This window comes from Streptomyces sp. NPDC007162, from assembly GCF_040634175.1.
Classification (GTDB): domain Bacteria; phylum Actinomycetota; class Actinomycetes; order Streptomycetales; family Streptomycetaceae; genus Streptomyces.
The window spans coordinates 14,119-29,467 of the sequence record NZ_JBEYFC010000053.1 but is presented as its reverse complement, the minus strand read 5'-3'; the positions used below and the strand labels follow the sequence as shown (position 1 = coordinate 29,467).

Sequence of the window (15,349 nt, the reverse complement as noted above, 5' to 3'; positions counted from 1 at the left end):
GGCTGGATGCGCCGCCGCACGCTTGGCGATCCCGCGATCTCCACGGACACGTGGTTGTCCGCGATGTCGTCCTGCGACGTGGGACCGGTGTGCGTGGAGTACGCGTGGCGGCCGTACAACGGGTCGACCTCCGCCGCCGACTCGCCCTCGTGTGGCCGGACGTGGTCACTGCCGTGGTTATGCAAACGCACGATGCCGTCGGATCCGGTCGACTGCACGAGCAGCCCTGGCGCGGGCAGCGCGAGCACCCGGTCGGGACCCTCGCTCGGCGCCGGCTCCTCGGTCACCGTCCACAACGGGTGCTCGTCCGGCGCGAGCAGCGCGACGAAGGCCTTCGACGCCCAGTACGGGGAGCCGGGGCCGGAGTAGGGCTGCACCGATGCGGCGTGCGGGCCATGCCATCCCAGGCTGAGGAGCCCGTCGTCCGTCACGCTGCCCCGGTCGAGGAAGTAGCGCAGGCTTCCGCTGATCAGGCGGCGGGACGTGCCCGGGGTCAAGGGTGTGTAGCCCGTGACGGCTCCCATACCGACCGCGGCCGACGCCGCGAACCGGTAGGTCAACGACCGCCCGAAGTGAATCGGTGCCCCGTCGGCGCCGAAGAGGAGCGAGAACCCCTGCAGATGCTCGCGCAGCCGCTGCCCGAACCGTTCCAGCAGCTCCGCGTCGCGTGAACGATGGGCGTCGAGCAGCGGATACAGGTGGAACGCCCATCCGTTGTAGTGGTCGAAGGCCCGACCGTCGCCGTCCGAATACCAGCCGTCTCCCCGGTACCAGGTCTCCAACAGGTCGAGCGCACGCTCCCTTGCACGCGCTGTCACCGCGTCGCCCCGACCGACCGACTCCAGGAACGATGCCACCGTGAAGGGGAAGAGGTACCAGTTGTTCGGCGCGGGTGTGCGGACGAGTGCGTCGCGCATCCACTTCTCGGCCCGGTCCTGTACGTCTCCGTCGAGCCGGTCCCACAGCCATGGCCGGGTCAGGGACAGTCCGAGCGCGACCGACGCCGACTCGACCATCGGCTGGCCGCCCCTGACATGGTGGTCGCCGATCAGCGGCCAAGACTCGGTGTCGTCCCAGCCGGGGGTGCGGGTACCCGACGCGAGGCCCGCCGCGTACCGCTCCAACCAGCCGTGCGGATCCTTTCCGTCAGCGCCCGCGACCCTGAACGAGGCCGCCAGGAAGGTACGCGCATAACCCTCCAGAGCGTCCGATCTCCGGCCGGCCCTGGAGGGTTGGCCCGGCAGAGCGATCAGGGCGCTGCCCGGGGTCGCCCACTTCCATGCGGCGCCGAGCAGCCCATCGGCCACGGCTTCCCAATGTGCGCGGGTGAATCCCGTGTACGGGCTCAACTCACGGTTCTCGCGTGGTAGTTCGAACGGGACGGTCATGCCAGGAATACCAGCCTTTCGCGTCGTACGGGATGAGAGAATCCGTCGCCGGCGGCCCAGCGGGCCACCTCCTCGACGGCTGTGCCGGCGAGCCGCTCCCACTCGTTGCCCTCGGAGCCGGCGAGATGTGGAGTGAGCAGGACGTTCGGGCAGTCCCACAGTGCGTGGCCGGGTGGCAGGACCTCGGGGTCCGTCACGTCGAGTACCGCGCGGATACGGCCTGCCCGTACCACGTCGGTGAGGGCGTCCTGGTCGATCACCGCTCCGCGCGAAGTGTTGATGAGGACAGTCCCGGGCTTCATCGCGTCCAGCAGCTCACGGCTTACGAGCCCGTGGGTGGCGGGAAGCAGGGGGGCGTGAACACTCAGGAGGTCGCTGCGGCCGAAGAGTTCGGGCAGCCCCACCAGTTCAACGCCCAGCTCGTCGGCATCGGCCTGGGTGACGTACGGGTCGTACAGCAGGACATCGTGGTCGAACGGCCGCAGCAGCTCGATGACCCGTCGGCCGATCATGGAGGCCGAGAGGATCCCCACCGTGCTGCGGTAGTTGCCCACCTCGTGCGGGACGCTCAGCCAGTCGCCATGCTCCCGGGTACGCCGGTACTCGCGGGCCCGCTCCAGCACACGCTTCCCGTACAGCAGGATCATGCCGAGCGTGTACTCGGCGACCGGCAGTGCGTTGGCGGCGGCCGCCGACGACACCTCGATGCCCCGGTTCCAGCAGGCGTCGGTGATGTGCCGCCGAACCGAACCGGCCGCGTGCACCACGGCCTTGAGTCGCGGTGCGCTCGCGAGGACGTCCTCGTCAAGCGGAGGGCACCCCCAGCTGGTGACCAGCACCTCCACATCGGCGAGGACCTCCTTTGCCCGGTCGCTGGTCAGGTCGTCGAGGACCGGCAGTGGCGCCAGATCACACACCTTGCCGAGGGCGGCCAGTGACCGCTGCCGGAAGACGGCTGCCGCTGCCGCGGCTGCCATGGCCAACGCCGTTCTGGGTTTGCTCACTTGGCTGCTCCTGCTGTCAGGTCTCCACGACGTGGCGACGGCTGGCCCTGAAACGCCCAGGCCCCGCCGCCACCTGTTCACCGTCGGGGAAGAGGATGGTCGCGGTGGAGGCGGGCGGGACCTCGACGCTGATGTGCAGGACGTCCCCCTCCGTGATCCAGTCGACGGCGATGGTGCCGCGTGGGCTGCTGAAGGTGCCGCGGGCCCAACGTGTCGAGGGGTGGGGTTTCGGGGCGACGACGAAGGACTCCCAGGCCACGGAGGATTCCGCCTGGCGCAGGCCCAGGGTGTGGGTGTACAGGAAGCGGGTCACAGCGCCCTTGCTGTAGTGGTTCAGTGATGCGTGCGCGTCGCCCTGCGCGTCGACGCCGTCCCACTCCTCCCAGATCGTGGTCGCACCGCGGTCCAGCATGCCCAGCCATGACGGATAGGTACGCTGGAGCAGCAGGCGGTAGGCGAGGTCGGAGTAGCCGGTGTCCGCCAGGACGGGCAGCAGATCAGCGGTGGCGAGGAAGCCGGTGGACAGGTGGTCCCCGGCCGCGCGGACGAGTTCGGCCAGCCGTGCCACCGCCGCGTCCCGCAGCTTCTCGGGGACCAGGCCGAAAGCGATCGCACGGACGTAGCTCGCCTGGGTGTCGACGGTGGTGTGACCGTTGTCGTCGAGGAACTCCGCACGCCAGGAGTCCCTGATGCGTTCCGCGAGGCGTGCGTACCGGGTGGCCTCGCCCTCGCGGCCGAGGACCGCGGCGACCGCGGCAAGGGTGGTTGTGGAGCGGTAGAGAAAGGCGGTGCCCACCTCGCCCTTGTCGGTCTTCATCCAGGCCTCGGGATCACCCGGGGTGTCCTGCTCGGTTTCGACGGGTGAGCCGTCCTGCGCGCGGGGCTTGGGCTCGGCCCACTCGCCCCAGTGGAAGGAGCCGTCCCAGATGAACTCCTCGTGCGGCAGGGGCTCGGCCGATCGGGCCACCCGGGAGGGATGGCGGGCGGTGCGGGCGGTGGTCAGTGCCCACTCGACCCAGCGGACCATCGCGTCCCAGTTCTCGGCGAGGACCTGGCGGTCGCCGTACGTCTCGTACAGCAGCCACGGCACCAGGACGACGGCGTCGCCCCATCCGGCGGAGCCCGTCATCGCGTCGAGCCGCTGGTCGGTGTGGAGCTTGACGCGCCGTCCGTCGGGAGAGAAGTTGGCGATACGTCCGTCGTCGAGCTGGTCGTCGCGGACCGAACGCAGCCACTTGCGGCTGAATCCGTGGATGTCGTAGAGGTGGGCGGCGGTGGGTGCGAAGACCTGGTAGTCGCCGGTCCAGCCGATACGTTCGCGGGTCGGGCAGTCGGTGGGCACGTCGACGGCGTTGCCCCGGAAGCTCCAACGGACCACCTCATATAGGCGGTTGAGGTCGTCGTTGCCGCAGGCGAAGGTACCGGTGGGCCGCAGGTCGGTGTGGACGACCCGCATGGTCAGGCTCGCCGCGTCCAGCGGGACGTCGCCACGCTCCAGGCGGGCGTACCGGAAGCCGTGCACTGTGTGGCGGGGCTCGAAGACCTCGCCGACGGCACCGGAGGAGACGACCTCGTCGTGTTGCACAAAGACCGTCACCGGGTCGCCGGGGCGCTGGCAGTCGAGGTGCGTGGTGGTCAGGTCGCCGGTCGAGGGGTGGACGTGTTCTCCGTAGTCGATCACGGTGCGGGTGCCGGCGGGGCCGAGATCGGTGAGAGTGATCCAACCGGAGGCGTTCTGGCCGAAGTCGGCGATCCAGGCGCCGTGCGGCAGCCGGGTGAGCGACTCGACGGGACGGTCTTCGATCCGGCGCACGGGCGGGGCCGGGGACCAGTCGATGGGGGGTGCGGTGACGGCGTCGACGAGGACGGGCTGCTGTTGCTCGCCGGCCGGTGCGAGGTAGTCGGTGATCTGGCCGTCCATCAGGTCGGCCCGGACGATGGGACTCGGGGCGGATGTCCAGCGCGTGTCGGTGCGGACGACCTGTCGCGTCCCGTCGGTGAGTTCGAGGTGCAACTCCAGTCGGGCGGCCAGGAGTTCGCCCCAGCCGGCCGGTTTACGGAAGGCGCCGACCTGGCCGCGGTACCATCCGTCGGACAGCACGATCTCGATGGTGTTGGCGCCGGGGCGCACGGCGGAGGTGACGTCGGCGGCCTGGGCGTACAGGGTGCGGTCGTACGACGTCGAGCCGGGCGCGAGTTCCACGGTGCCCGCCCGCTCCCCGTTGAGATACGCCTCGTACACGCCGAGAGCCGTGGAGTAGAGGCGGGCGCGGACCACCTCGGTCGTGGTGAAGGCGCCGCGCAGCACGTGCGCGGGGCGGGTGCCGGGCGGGCGGTGGGTGTCCTGGAGGTCCTGGGCGGGGGTGATCCAGGCTGCGGTCCAGTCCTCGTCGAAGAGGCCGGCCTCGAAGGCGTGCCAGGCGCTCCATGCGGAATCATCCGCGGCGGCGCCGAGGCGCACGCGCCAGCGCACTCGCTCGCCGCTGCGCAACGAGCGTGCGGGCCAGTCGACGAACAGGTGGCCGGTGGTCAGGGCGCTTTGCAGGGGATGCCCGTCGATGTGGATCTGCAGTTCGTACTCTTCGTCCGCCGCCCCGGCGCTCCGGGGCGGTTTCCAGGAGAGGCGGGGGCGGCTGCCGGACACCGGAAACCGGTCGCCGCCACTGTCTATCGCCAACTCGTACGGTATTGCTGGGGGGTTGAGCGTCATCCGGTCTGCTTCCTCCGGTGTCCGGAACTGGATCCGCTGAGGTCCGCCTGGGTCAGTGGCCGTTGGCCGGCTGCGTGTAGGTGGTTCCGTCGATGGTCGTGGTGAGTGTGCCGACGGCCTGGAAGTTGTTCCTGAGCGTCACGGACGGGCCGAGGGTGAAGCCGTCGGGGCCGGTGCGCTTGGTGCCGGTGTGCCGACCGGACAGCGTCAGGTCGTCGGTCCAGGTGAGGCAGGCGAACTCCGAGGCGGTACCCGGCGTGCAGCCGAGCGTCGTGTTGGCGTCCCGCTCGACCTCCTCCGTGCCGTTGATGATGTTCGTGCCGTCGTCGCTGTAGTTCGTGTAGGAGACGGCGACGCTGAGGGGCATGGTGCCGGCACTGTTGTTGGTGATCTGTACGGTCGCCGAGCCCCGGACCTTGCCGCGCATGGTGTACGTGCCCGCCGGGATCAGCTTCGCCGCGGGCGGAGGCGTGGTCGGGTCGTAGGGCACGCCCCAGGTTTTGTCGGAGACCGGCGCGGGAGTCACGGGCGCCGTGGGCTTGAAGTCCGGGAAGCGCGCGATCATCAACCGGCTGTTGCGGCCGCCGGGTTCGGTGGAGTCGGCGCAGCGGTGCGGCGTCGGGTTGGCGCCGCAGGCGAGGTTCTCCTTGTAGACGACGGCCGTGCTGTCGGCGAGCCACGTCGGGTCGGCGGCCGCGTTCCAGTTCCGGTCGGATCCGGCGTTGATCTGGAAGCCGTTGCCGGTCTTCGGGTCGACGAGCCAGGGCGAGAAGTTGCGGCGGTTGCCCTCGTTGCGGATCCCGGAGACGAACGCGGCGGTGCCGCCGTGCGCGGTGAGCGCCGGGATGCCGGGCATCCCGGAGATGAAGTCCAGGCGGCCCGAGCCCCTGACCTCTTCGGCGAGCAGCCACATGCCGTTGGGGGATTCGGCCATCGGGTCGGTGTACTGGGCGTTGCGGGTCACGGGCCGGGAGGCGCCGGTGGCCAGGTCGGTGGCCCAGGCGTCCATGCTGTCCGAGTTGAGGCTCTGGATGCCGAGGATCGCCCGCCCGTCGGCGGTCCAGCCGCGCGGTTCGCCGATCATGCCTGCATAATTGGCGCGCAGCCGGTTGCCCTTCTCGACGACCAACGGCTGATACGCAGGCGAGGGGTTGGAGAGGACGGAGACGGCCGTGAGTTCGTAGCGGCTGTTCGCCTTGTCGTACGTGATCCGGCCGGCGTACGGGATCTCCGAGAGGGCCCTGGCGTCGTAGACGTCCCACATCAGGTGCTTGCCGTCGGGACTCAGCCGCCATTCACGGCCGTTGTTGATGCCGTTGCTGTCAGGCTTGTCGAGCGGCTTGCCGTTCCAGTAGATCGGCGTGATCCGGGTGTTGGCCGCGGTGCAGCGATCGTCGGTCACCGCGTACCGGGAGTCGCCGGTGCCGCATGACAGGATGCCGTTGCCGACCAGGACGCGCCTGCGGTCGGGCAGCTCGTTCGGGGGCGGGTAGGTGAACGCGCTGGTCTCGATGTCGGAGCCGTAGGACACCCCGCACGTGATGCACTTCCACGCCTCGCCGTTGGCGAAGGTGGTGCCGTCGGTGCGGACCACCATGACCTGCCGGCCGGTGTAGATGCTGGCGGGCCCGGAGCTGGGTGCTCCGGCGTAGGTGATGCCCGCGAAGACGTACTTCGCGTTCCTGGCGGGTCCCGGTGTTCCGAGGCCGCCCCAGTCGGCCGAGACGCAGCCGGTGGGATGGGTGCACACGCCGTCCTGCGGGACGGTCGGCGGCGCCGGCAACTCGCTTATGTCGACCCTGGGTTGAGTAGTTCCCGATGTGTCCGCAGCCGTGGACACCTGGGCGCCGGGCAGGGCCGCGGCGAGCGCCAGGACGGCGACGGCGCCACCTCTGACGACGACGGAACGCACACTCCGAAATCTCATGAGCTTGGCAGCTTCCTCACTGGTCGTTGCGTGGCTGGGTAACAGGTTCACTGGGGACGTCTCATCTGAGGCGTTTCACTTGAGCGCGCCCGCCGAGAGCCCGCTGATGATGTGGCGCTGCGCGATCGCGTAGAAGACGACGATCGGTAGGACGGCGATGAGCGAGGCGGCGAGCAGGATCTGTTGTTGCGGGGTGTCCGCGGAGACGAAGTTGGTGAGTCCGCGCTGTACGGGCATGAGCGAGCTGTTGTTGAACAGCACCAGAGCCATGAGGTACTCGTTCCAGGCGTGCATGGCCTGGATGACGGCCACCGCGATCAGTCCGGGCTTGGCGAGGGGGAGGATGATGCGCCAGAAGGTGGTGAACAGGTTGGCGCCGTCGATGGCGGCGGCTTCCTCCAGTTCCTTGGGCTGGCTGGCGAAGAATCCGCGCATGATCAGGATGGAGATCGGCAGCCCGCCCGCGATGAGGACGAGGATGTATCCGATCCGGGTGTTGGCGAGACCGAGTGTGATCAGAAGCTTGTACTGGGCGATGAACGACGCCGGCAGCGGGATGATCATGATGACGAGGATCGCGCCCACGACGGCTCCCCGGCCGGGGAACTCGATGCGGGCCAGGGCGTATCCGGCGAGGCTCGCGATGATCAGGATCCCGAGGACGGCGGCCGAGGTGTAGAGGAGGCTGTTGGGCAGGTAGTGGCTGAACCCGCCCTCGTTCCACGCGGTGGCGAAGTTGCCCCATTCGAAGGGGTGGGGGATCGGGTTCGTGCCCTTGTATATCTGCTTGCCGCTCTGCAGGGATCCGCTGACCACCCACAGCACCGGCACCAGCGCTTCCAGTGCTCCGGCGATCAGCAGGGCGTACAGGGCCATCCGTGGCAGGCGGTTGCGGCGACGCCCCGACGTGGAAGGCGTCGGTTTCGGCCTCGGCGACGTGTCGGACTCCCGTGCCGGGTCGAGAAGCGTGTCCATCGTCAACGTCCCTTCTCCGTCTGGGAGTCGGTGGATCCGCCGAGCCTGCGGGAGACCCACAGCTGGACGCAGGCAAGGGCGACCAGGCACAGCCCGAAGATGACGGACATCGCGGCCGCGCGGCCGTACTCGTTGTATTGGAAGGCCTGTTCGTAGATGTGCAGGGTGGGGACCTCGGTGTGTCCGGCGGGGCCACCGTTCGTCAGCACCTGGACCGTGCCGAAGATCTGCAGGCCGGCCAGCAGGGTCAGCACGCTGACAATGCCGGTGATGTGCGACATGCCGGGCCAGGTGACGTACCGGAACTGGGCCCAGCCGCGCGCTCCGTCCAGCGAAGAGGCCTCGTACAACTCATTGGGCACGTCCTGCCGGCCGGCCAGGAAGAGGATGAAGCCGAACCCCCAGTGGTACCAGACGAACACGGCGGCCACCGCGATCACGGCCGTCGTGGGATCCCCCAGCCAGTTGTGCTGAAGACCGCCGAGGCCGACCGCCTTGAGCATCTGGTTGACGATCCCGATGTTCGGGTCGAAGAACCACGAGAACATCACGCCCACCACGACCGTGGAGAACACGCCGGGCAGGTAGTAGACGGTGCGGAAGAACGCGGACCCGCGGCGGGCGCGGTGCACGGCCAGCGCCATCACCATCGACACGGCGTTGGCGACGACCAGGCCGACCACGCCGTAGAGGACGGCGTTCTTCATCGAGCCCCAGAACTGGGTGTCGTGCAGCACGTAGCGGTAGTTGTCGAACCCGACGTACGGCGAGCTGAGGCTCACCCCGTCCCAGGACTGGAAGCTCAGCTGAATGCCCTGGACGAACGGGACGACCGTGAACAGGCCGATCATGACCAGCGCCGGTGCCAGGAAGAGCCAGGCCGCCAGCATGCGGCTGTGGCGCCGCACTACGCGCTCTTCTGCGCCGCGTCGAGGTCCCCGAGGACCTGGTCGACCGAGCGTTCCTTGATGACGAGGGCCTGGATGCCCTTCTTCAGCTCGGTGTTGACCTGTTCCAGGATCTGGTTCTGGACGAGCTGGATGTCGGAGATCTTCGCGGCGATGCCGGCCAGCTGCGGCGGGATGGTCTTCAGCGACACGGCGCGCGCGGAGGGGATCAGCGGGACGCCCTCGGCGAAGACCTTCTGCTGGTCCGGCGCGGTCAGCCACTGCAGGAACTTCAGCGCGTTGGCCGCGTTCTTGCTGCGCGGGTTGACTGCGGCGCCCTTGCCGGCGCCGCCGACCATGCGGGGGGCCTGGGTGGCGTCGTCGGCCTTGGGCAGCGGGAAGGAGCGGTAGTCCGTGAAGTCCGGGGCGGTCGCGCGGCCCACACCCACGGCCGCGGTGCCGTCGAAGATGGCCGCGACGCCCTGGGTGTTGAAGAAGGCCTGCTCCACATTGGGGTTGTCGCCGGTGCCGCTCGGAATCGATCCGTTGTAGATCACGCCGGCGTCCCGCAGGTCGACCACGAGCTGCAGGGTCTTGCGCCAGGCCTCGCTCTTCCAGCTGTTCTTGCCGAGGAAGGTGGCGTTGAGCTCCTCGTCGGACATGTAGTTGGACCCGTAGGACTGGATCAGCTGGTTGGTCTGGCTCGCGGCGAACCAGAAGGGGCCCTTGCCCATCTTCTTGATCTTGCGCAGCTGGTCGATGAACTCGCTCATGGAGGCGGGTGCCTGGTCCGGATTCAGCCCGGCGCGCTTGTACATCGCGGCGTTGACGAAGACGCCCAGGGCCGGGGTGTCCCAGTGGGCGCTGTAGATGCCCGGCTTCACATGCTGCGGATTGTCCGCCCCGAACGTCGTCACCTTGAGCGTGGCGGGCCGGAAGGTCTCCCCCCAGCCGCCCTTCAACTGGTCGGTCAGGTCCATGGCCCAGCCCGCCTTGTAGTACGGCGCCATGGAGTGGCCGTCGACCGCCGAGTACATGTCCGGCATGTTGCGGGACTGCGAGCTCGACTGGAGCTTGGTCAGGAAGTCGGAGGGGCCGACGTCGTCGATCCTGATCTTCACGCCGGTCTGCTGCGTGTACTGCTGGGCGAGCTTCTTCAGCGTCGCGGCCTGCCCCCGCGACTGATTCATGAACACGATCTCCTTGCCCCCGCCGCCACCGCCCGAGCCGCCAGAACCGCAGGCCGCCAGGGACGTGGTGGCGAGGCCGGTGCCGACGGCTCCCAGGAGGAAGCCGCGTCGGGAGAGTCCCGTGCTGCTGGCGGTCGGACCTGACGAACCCGCCGTGTGGAATCGCGTCATCTGGGGTCTGCCCCTCTGGGTCTGTGGCGAGGACGTGGCGCGAGGAGCCACCGGCCGCAAAAGGCCGAAAGTTTTGGCTCTGAGCGCTCGAAATTTGTTTCCGTCAATCACGCTGGCGATGAACGCTAGGTAAGCCACTCGGGACCGTCAACCCCTACCGCATGGTTAATTTCACTGCATGGCAGGGGTATTGATATGTCGCTGCTCCGAAAAAAGTTTCGGTGTTACGGTACTGCTGCACAGCGCGGGCCACTGACCCGTCACCCTGCCCCGGGAGAGCTATGGCATCCGATCCCCAACGCGTCACCCTTGCGAAGGTCGCCGAGTCTGCCGGTGTGTCGGTGGCCACCGTCTCCAAGGTCATCAACGGTCGTCCCGACGTGGCCCAGCAGACCCGCGACAAGGTGCTGGAGCTGCTGCGCCGCTACAACTACGGCGGAAACCGCGACGATCTGCGCGCGTACCCCACCGTGGAGCTGTTCTTCGGCTTCGAGCGGCTCAGCATCTATCACACCGAGGTCATCCAGAGCGTGGCGGACGCCGGGGCCCGCGAGGGCGTCGCCGTGGTGGTCAGCAGGCGCGGTGACCACGATCCGGCGGCCGATCCCGCCGTCTGGGCCAGCGGCCTGGCCGCCGCCGGTAGGCGCGCGGTCATCGCGGTCACGGCGAACCCCTTGTCGCATCCCCTTCTGGAAGCCCTGAACCGGGTCAGGCTTCCGGTGGTGCTGCTGGACCCCGAGTCACTGCCCGACAGCTCGATCGTGAGCGTCGGCGCGACCAACTTCGCCGGCGGCCACGCCGCCGCCACGCATCTGCTCTCCCTGGGCCACCGCCGGATCGCCTACCTCGGCGGCACCGAGCACGCCTGGTCCAACCAGGCCCGGCTGCACGGCTTCCGCAGTGCCATGGAGGCACACGGCGCTCCAGTCATGGACGAACTCGTCCGCCACGCGGGCACGTTCCACGCCGCGGAGGGCATCGAGCACGGGGGGCGGCTCCTCGCCCTGAACTCGCCGCCGACCGCGGTGTTCGCCTCCTCCGACGAACTGGCCGCCGGGGTCATCGAGGCCGCCCGAAGACGCGGCCTGCGCGTACCCGAGGACCTCAGTGTCGTCGGCTTCGACAACACTCCGCTGGCCCGGATGACCTCCCCGCCGCTGACCACGATCCACGGCCCTGTCCGCGAGATGGGGGCCGTCGCCCTGCGCACCGCCCTTCAGCTGGCCTCCGGGGAGAAGATCGACTCCTACCACGTCGAACTGGCCACGCAGTTGGTCGTACGAGAATCCACCCGACCCCCGGTCGACTGATTCGCGGCACCCGCCGCTCAGGGTGCGTGTGGCTCGTTGCCGGGCCGCTCAGAGGGCGGTGCCCGCTCCCCCGCCCCGCCGCTCACCGAAAGCGCTCCACCGACCAGAAGGGAAGCCATGTCCCATCTGCCTCAGCGGGTCCTGTTCGGCGCCGCGTACTACCACGAGTACCGGCCCCCCTACGGCCCCGACAGGGCCGAGGAGCAGCTCAAGAACGACCTCGACCTGATGGCCGAGGCGCACTTCACCGTCATCCGGGTCGGCGAGTCGGTCTGGTCGACCTGGGAGCCGGAGAACGATGTCTTCGACCTCGACTGGCTTCAGCCGGTCCTGGACGGCGCCCACGAACGCGGCATGTCCGTCATCCTGGGCACGCCGACCTACGCGGTTCCGCCGTGGTTGGCGCGCCAGTACCCGGAGATCGCGGGCGAGCGGCGCACCGGCGAGCGCATCGGCTGGGGCGCCCGCCAGGAGGCCGACTACACCCACCCCGCGTTCCGCTTCCACGCCGAGCGGGTCATCCGCCGTATCCTCGCCCGCCATGCCCGGCATCCGGCGGTCATCGGCTTCCAGGTCGACAACGAGCCCGGTCTGGAGCTCTTCCACAACCACGGCGTCTTCCAGCGCTTCACCGACCACCTCCGCCACAAGTACGGCGACGTGGAGACCCTGAACCGCGAGTGGGGCCTGGTCTACTGGTCGCACCGCCTGACCACCTGGGCCGACCTGTGGCGGCCGGACGGCAACACCCAGCCGCAGTACGACGTGGCCTGGCGGGAGTTCCAGGCCCGGCAGACCACCGAGTTCGTCGCCTGGCAGGCCGGGATCGTCCGTGAGTTCGCGAGCCCTGCACAGTTCGTCACCACGTGCGTCTCCTATCCCCGCCCGGGCGTGGAGGACCACGAGCTCAACGAGGCCCTGGACGTCGCCGCGGGCAACCCCTACTACGGCATGCAGGACGCCCTGCGCCACGACGCCCGTGCCTGGTCCGTCTCCCAGATCGGTGACTGGATGTACGCCTCGCGCCAGGCGCCGTTCCTCGTCACGGAGACCAACGCCGGCACGATCGGGCCGCCCTGGGACAACCGCCCTGCCTATGACGGCCAGTGGCGGCAGGCAGCGTGGGCGCTCGTCGCGCGCGGGGCGCGCATGATCGAGTACTGGCACTGGCACACCCTGCACTTCGGCGCGGAGACCTACGTCGGCGGCATCCTCCCGCACAGCGGCAGACCCGGCCGTCTCTACGACGAACTACTTCGCCTGGGAACCGAGTTGGAGACCGCCGGGCCCCTGGTCGCCGGCCTTGAACCGGATGCGGACCTCACGCTCGTGTACTCCACGCCGAGCAAGTGGCTGATGCAGAAGTACCCGCCGCTGGCCGACCGCGACGGCGGGCCCGACGCGCACGCCTACCACGGGATCTTCGTCCCCTTCTACCGCGGCGCCTTCGAGGCCGGCCGCCAGGTCCGGATCGTGCACGCCCGCCAGCTGCACGACCCCAGCGGCGAACGCCCCGGCCTGAGCCCCGAAGAGGCGGTACAACGCCACCCCGTCCTCGTCGCCCCGGCGTTGTACCTGGCCGCCGACGGCACCCTGGACTGGTTCGCGGCCTACGCGCACGCCGGCGGCCACCTGGTGCTCGGCCCGCGGACCGGCTACGCCGACCACGAGGCCCGCGCCCGCCAGGAACCGGCGCCGGGGCGGCTCGCCGAGGCCGCCGGGGCGAGCTACGAGGAGTTCAGCAACCTGACAGCCGACCTCCCGGTGCGCGCGACACCGGGGAGCCTGCTGCGGCTGCCCAAACAGGCCACGGCCACCCGGTGGGTCGACGGACTCACCGCCCAGGACGCTGAGGTGCTCGCCACCTACGACCATCCGCACTTCGGCCGCTGGGCAGCCGTCACCACCCGCCACCACGGCGCGGGCCGGGTCACCTGCGTCGGCACGGTCCCGGGCCGCGACCTCGCCCAGGTGCTCGCCGGCTGGCTCGCGCCGACCCCGCGCAGCGGCTGGCGGGACCTGCCACCCTCGGTCACGGCCGCCACCGCGACCTCGCCGGACGGGCGCCGCGTCCACGTCGTCCACAACTGGAGCTGGGACCCCGCGACCGTCAGGGCGCCGGTCGCGCTCACCGACGTACTGGACGGCACCGCCGCACCGGCGGGTACTCCCCTGCGCCTGGGCGCCTGGGACGTACGGGTCCTCGTAGCCACCGACGAGGACTCCGCGCAGGCCTGAGAGCCGGCCGCACGGAACCAACCCCACACATCACCGCACACGAAGGGTCGGCCCGCTTTGGCCACGACACTTTCCTCTTCTCCCGCCCACCCTCACAGCACTTCTTCCAGCCCTCTGCTGAGGGTCGCCAGTACCCGGCTCGAGACGTACGACGGCACCCCGGTCCGCCTCCGGGGCGCCGGCCTCGGCGGTTGGCTGAACATGGAGAATTTCATCACCGGCTTCCCGGGCAACGAGGCCGCGATGCGCTCCGCGGTACGCGAGGTGCTCGGCGAGCGCCGCCACGACCTCTTCTTCGACCGGCTGCTGACGGTCTTCTTCGACGAGGCCGACGCCGCACTGCTCGCCTCCAAGGGCCTCAACTGCCTGCGCCTGCCAGTGAACTACCGCCACCTCGAGGACGACGCCCACCCCTTCGCCATCCGCGAGGAGGGCTTCGCCCAGCTCGACCGCGTCGTGGACCTGTGCGCACGACACGGCATCTACACCGTCATCGACCTGCACTCCCTGCCCGGCTACCAGAACCACCAGTGGCACTCCGACAACCCCACACACGTGGCGTTCTTCTGGGACCACCCGCACTTCCAGGACCGGGTGGTGCGTCTATGGGAGTTCATCGCGGACCGCTACAAGGACAACCCCTGGGTGGCCGGCTACAACCCGGTCAACGAACCCGCCGACGACTCCGGACAGGTGCTGCCCGCCTTCTACGACCGCCTCGCGGCAGCCATCCGCTCAGTGGACCCGCACCACATCCTCTTCCTCGACGGCAACCACTACTCCACCGACTTCGGGATATTCGGCGATCCCATCGAGAACGCCGTCTACACCTGCCACGACTACGCACGCGCCGGCTTCGCCCGCAGCGGCGGCTACCCCGGGGACACGGACGGCATCTGGATCGACAAGGAGCAGGTTGAGGAGGCGTTCCTGCGCCGCACCGCCTACATGCGGGAGACCAACACCCCCGTGTGGGTCGGCGAGTTCGGCCCCGTCTACACCGGCGACCCGGCACGCGACGAACAGTGCGCCCAACTCCTCGCCGACCAGTTGGACATCTACCGGCGCCACGAGGTCAGTTGGTCGATCTGGACCTACAAGGACGTCGGTCTGCAAGGACTCGTCCACATCGGGGAGGACAGCGCCTACCAGCGCCACTTCGGCGAGTTCATGGCGAAGAAACACCGGCTGGGCGCGGAGGCCTGGGGTTCCCCGCAGGGCGAGATCCGCGAACTGGCCAAGCCGCTCGAAGACCTCGTCACCAAGGAGTTCCCCGGCTTCTCCCCCCAGCCCTTCGGCGCCCGCCAGTGGCTGGACGTCCTCCTGCGCCACGTTCTGCTGGGCCAGCCCCTGGTCCAGGAGTACGCCGAGCTCTTCCGCGGCCTCGGTGACGAGGACGTCCTCGCCCTGGCCGACTCCTTCGCCCTGGAGCAGTGCGTGCGGCGCGACTGGCTGCTGGACGCGCTCGCCGACGGATGACGGTCTTGCGTCAGTGGCGGCGATGCTTTCCCGGCGAGTTGCACCTCGCCGGGAAAGCCGTACGGCATTG

General features: G+C 69.3%; 10 protein-coding genes. 3 read left to right on the top strand and 7 right to left on the bottom strand.

Annotated features, from left to right (window positions below; genetic code table 11):
* From ABZ646_RS09325 to ABZ646_RS09295, 7 genes are all read right to left on the bottom strand, one after another.
* Window positions 1-1,388: DUF2264 domain-containing protein (locus tag ABZ646_RS09325; protein WP_360514990.1), on the bottom strand; the 1,388-nt coding region annotated here is incomplete at its 3' end.
* Entirely contained in the window at window positions 1,385-2,365 is a 981-nt protein-coding gene (locus tag ABZ646_RS09320; protein ID WP_360514993.1) for a hydroxyacid dehydrogenase, read from the bottom strand. The genes ABZ646_RS09320 and ABZ646_RS09325, both read right to left, overlap by 4 nt.
* Window positions 2,366-2,408: 43 nt before the next feature.
* Entirely contained in the window at window positions 2,409-5,102 is a 2,694-nt protein-coding gene (locus ABZ646_RS09315; protein WP_360514987.1) for a family 78 glycoside hydrolase catalytic domain, read from the bottom strand.
* A 52-nt stretch (window positions 5,103-5,154) separates the two neighbouring features.
* A complete protein-coding gene (locus ABZ646_RS09310) occupies window positions 5,155-7,014 on the bottom strand; it encodes a hypothetical protein (protein ID WP_360514984.1) in 1,860 nt (619 codons plus the stop codon).
* A 90-nt stretch (window positions 7,015-7,104) separates the two neighbouring features.
* Window positions 7,105-7,905, bottom strand: a complete 801-nt coding sequence (locus tag ABZ646_RS09305) for a carbohydrate ABC transporter permease (protein ID WP_360514981.1) — start codon at window positions 7,903-7,905, stop codon at window positions 7,105-7,107.
* Window positions 7,906-8,006: 101 nt separating this feature from the next.
* Window positions 8,007-8,912, bottom strand: coding sequence for a sugar ABC transporter permease (locus ABZ646_RS09300; RefSeq protein WP_360514978.1), 906 nt, complete (start codon window positions 8,910-8,912; stop codon window positions 8,007-8,009).
* Complete coding sequence (locus ABZ646_RS09295; RefSeq protein WP_360514975.1) at window positions 8,912-10,252, bottom strand: extracellular solute-binding protein; 1,341 nt, start codon at window positions 10,250-10,252, stop codon at window positions 8,912-8,914. Before ABZ646_RS09295 ends, ABZ646_RS09300 begins: the two co-directional genes overlap by 1 nt.
* Window positions 10,253-10,533: 281 nt before the next feature.
* On the opposite strand from ABZ646_RS09295, the gene ABZ646_RS09290 reads away from it, so the two are divergent.
* From ABZ646_RS09290 to ABZ646_RS09280, 3 genes are all read left to right on the top strand, one after another.
* On the top strand, window positions 10,534-11,562 hold the full coding sequence (locus ABZ646_RS09290; RefSeq protein ID WP_360514972.1) for a substrate-binding domain-containing protein: 1,029 nt from the start codon (window positions 10,534-10,536) through the stop codon (window positions 11,560-11,562).
* 117 nt (window positions 11,563-11,679) lie between these two features.
* Entirely contained in the window at window positions 11,680-13,800 is a 2,121-nt protein-coding gene (locus tag ABZ646_RS09285) for a beta-galactosidase (RefSeq protein ID WP_360514969.1), read from the top strand.
* A 201-nt stretch (window positions 13,801-14,001) separates the two neighbouring features.
* Window positions 14,002-15,279, top strand: a complete 1,278-nt coding sequence (locus ABZ646_RS09280) for a glycoside hydrolase family 5 protein (RefSeq protein WP_360514966.1) — start codon at window positions 14,002-14,004, stop codon at window positions 15,277-15,279.
* Window positions 15,280-15,349: the final 70 nt, after the last annotated feature.